The sequence below is a fragment of the Shewanella sp. SG41-4 genome (genome assembly GCF_014164505.1).
Classification (GTDB): Bacteria; Pseudomonadota; Gammaproteobacteria; order Enterobacterales; family Shewanellaceae; genus Shewanella.
In genome coordinates this window covers 1-2496 of sequence record NZ_JACJFI010000421.1, presented here as the reverse complement: position 1 = coordinate 2496, position 2496 = coordinate 1, and the positions used below count along the sequence as shown (strand labels likewise).

4 protein-coding genes are annotated in these 2496 nt (G+C 40.4%); 3 read left to right on the top strand and 1 reads right to left on the bottom strand.

Annotated elements, in window-relative coordinates; all coding sequences use genetic code 11:
- Positions 1-171 precede the first annotated feature (171 nt).
- On the bottom strand, positions 172-426 hold the full coding sequence (locus tag H5202_RS20565) for a DUF2384 domain-containing protein (RefSeq protein WP_182773702.1): 255 nt from the start codon (positions 424-426) through the stop codon (positions 172-174).
- A gap of 498 nt (positions 427-924) precedes the next feature.
- On the opposite strand from H5202_RS20565, the gene H5202_RS24395 reads away from it, so the two are divergent.
- Genes H5202_RS24395 through H5202_RS20555 form a run of 3 tightly spaced genes read left to right on the top strand, consistent with a single transcriptional unit; the run spans position 925 to position 2372 of the window.
- Complete coding sequence (locus tag H5202_RS24395) at positions 925-1098, top strand: helix-turn-helix domain-containing protein (protein WP_259397410.1); 174 nt, start codon at positions 925-927, stop codon at positions 1096-1098.
- Complete coding sequence (locus H5202_RS20560; protein WP_259397409.1) at positions 1086-2150, top strand: RNA-guided endonuclease InsQ/TnpB family protein; 1065 nt, start codon at positions 1086-1088, stop codon at positions 2148-2150. Before H5202_RS24395 ends, H5202_RS20560 begins: the two co-directional genes overlap by 13 nt.
- A 12-nt stretch (positions 2151-2162) precedes the next feature.
- Complete coding sequence (locus H5202_RS20555; RefSeq protein ID WP_182773701.1) at positions 2163-2372, top strand: hypothetical protein; 210 nt, start codon at positions 2163-2165, stop codon at positions 2370-2372.
- Positions 2373-2496: the final 124 nt, after the last annotated feature.

Below are 2496 nucleotides of genomic sequence, written 5' to 3'. Positions count from 1 at the left end.
CTAAGCGGGCTAGTAATGTACCTTTTAATAAACTCACCATAACCGTAATGTCTTATTAATTCAGTCCCATTCAGCACTTTTACGGCTTTAATCATCAGGGGGAGTGTCGTCGGTGGAGTCTCCAGCAATAAGTGAGTGTGTCAGTTTGTATTGGTTTATGCTTACTCTAACCTAAGCATATCCACCCATTTGAATTGACTTTATATAATCGATTAACAATTTACCATCGCCACTAACACAAACCCCTAAAGCTGTGATATTACCGAATGCGGGTATAGGCTCTTGAGTAAACCAAGAGATTACCTTATCGGCATCACCTGAAAAACTCAGTAATACAGGGATCAGATAATCTTGGTCATCAATTGTAAAATAACACTCAAGGAGTGCTTTGAGTTGTTGATATGAAGCTTCTTGGGTCGTTGTCATTAGCAGTTCCTTAACATGTTCATAATATAATGCTCGAAAGCGATGATGTTGCCATGGTAAATACGAGTGCTACCATCATTGTTCTTTATCTCTATAACGGATAAGTCGATGTTGATGGCTGTACCATCTTTAGCTTTGACTTGCCTTAGCTATCCATCTTTACCCTAAAAATACGCATACTTTATTCGTGTTTTTCTAGATTTAGGATCAACCCAATCGCTCACACTCTCCCTAACAGGTATTATCTTTAACACTCAGTATCAACCTTATTATCTTCCAACTTCTAAGTAGGCATTATACCTTTTATCTAATCTGTCGAGAAAACTCCGTGATCCGAGCGTAGCGAAAGTCGCGGGGATGAATCGATAAACTAACCTTGCTCTTGAATATATTGACGGATCGTATCAACGGAAGTGCTGCACAATGAGATGCTTACAGTGTGAATTAGTTTGGTATTCCACTTGACAACCTCCGGTTGCACAGTGGTCTATACAGTATATGAAAAAAGTGCTCAGATACAACTTTCGACTCAAACCGACAACAGAACAGGAAGCCAAACTCATTGAGTTCGGCTCATATGCTCGTGGGTTGTGGAACTTGTTGCTGTCAGAAAATCTGCGTCGTTATAGGTACGGCAAAACGTTTTTTTCTATCCGGAAATGGCAAAATTAATTAAAGAATTAAAGGTCTTCGAAGAGTTTTCATGGCTTAAAGACTTCGATTCTGCGGCTGCACAGCAAGTGGTAAGGGATCTGGATACGGCTTTGAAAAACGCTTTTTCTAAGAGTCGGTTGCAAAAATTTCCGACGTTTAAAGTCAGTTTCAAACAGAAAAGACTGCACAATGACAGCTTTAGGTGTGTGAATAACTCGAACTGCATTCGCATCGAAAATGGGGCGGTCAGCATTCCGAAAGTTGGCAAAGTGCCGATTGTTTTACACCGTAAATTAGTCAGTGAAATCAAGACTGTTACTGTCCAACTATTACATGGTAAATGGAATGTATCGTTCACCCAAGAGGTTGAATGCAAAACCGCGAAGCGGGTCTTGTCATCAATTGTAGGCTACGACATTAACAGTCAGCATACGGTTGTAGGTTCGAACGGTTGGTACGTTAACAACCCGAAAGCTTTTAAAAAAGCATCAAAAAAAATAAAACAAATTCAAGTCCAGTTGAGTCGTCGAAAAAAGGGCTCAAATCGCTGGCATAAAACCAAATCACGCTTAAATACACTTCACGGAAAAATCTCACGCCAACGCCTAGCGTTCGCTCACGAAGTATCATGTTCGATAGCCAAGACCAGTGATATCATAGTGTTTGAGGATTTGAACGTGAAAGGTATGCAGCAATTTAACGGCCATATGGTGAACGATAATGTGATGGGTATGATCACTTCGCTGACTCAATACAAAGTTGAATTGAATGGCGGTATTTACCATGAAATAGGTCGTTATGTGAAATCGTCAGGCATTTGTTATGAATGCAAACACCCGCACAAGTTTGGCCTTATCGTGCGAGAATTTGCCTGCGAAAGCTGCGGTTTAGTCCAGTGCAGAGATTTAGCGGCAGCTAAGTCTATCGAGAACACAGGCGAAAATGATTTAATGGCGGCTGGGATAGTCGCCAGGGTAATCCCCAAATCTCAGAAGAAATCATCTACTAAAACGAAAGTCTTTGAACTATCAAAGTTTGGTGTGGGAACTGAGAAAAATGAAGCAGCTTAGCCGTTAAAAGCTATGTTGCAGAAGCCCCGTGATCAGAGCGAAGCGAAGTCGTGGGGTAATTCACTTAAAGACAGTTTAAATGGTTTTTTGCACATGCTGCTGCAAGCTACTGCAAAGGATTTCAGTGATGTCGTTACCCCGAACCAATTATTGGCTTCTCTGAATGAAATGGCATTACACCTTGTTGATTTTAAAAAGTCTAATACAACGAAGATTACCTAATCACATTGTGGAAAAAGCGGTTCCATCATAGTATTTTTTAACATTAGCAATCGTGGATTGCACCGTGCAAAAGCAACAAAATTTTCAATACGAATAATTGATTACGGTATTTCTAGTCGAGGCA

Coding starts and splice junctions, on each gene's coding strand:
- H5202_RS24395 (WP_259397410.1), top strand. CDS start 925: ATGAAAAAAGTGCTCAGATACAACTTTCGACTCAAACCGACAACAGAA.
- H5202_RS20555 (WP_182773701.1), top strand. CDS start 2,163: ATGTTGCAGAAGCCCCGTGATCAGAGCGAAGCGAAGTCGTGGGGTAAT.
- H5202_RS20560 (WP_259397409.1), top strand. CDS start 1,086: ATGGCAAAATTAATTAAAGAATTAAAGGTCTTCGAAGAGTTTTCATGG.
- H5202_RS20565 (WP_182773702.1), bottom strand. CDS start 426: ATGACAACGACCCAAGAAGCTTCATATCAACAACTCAAAGCACTCCTT.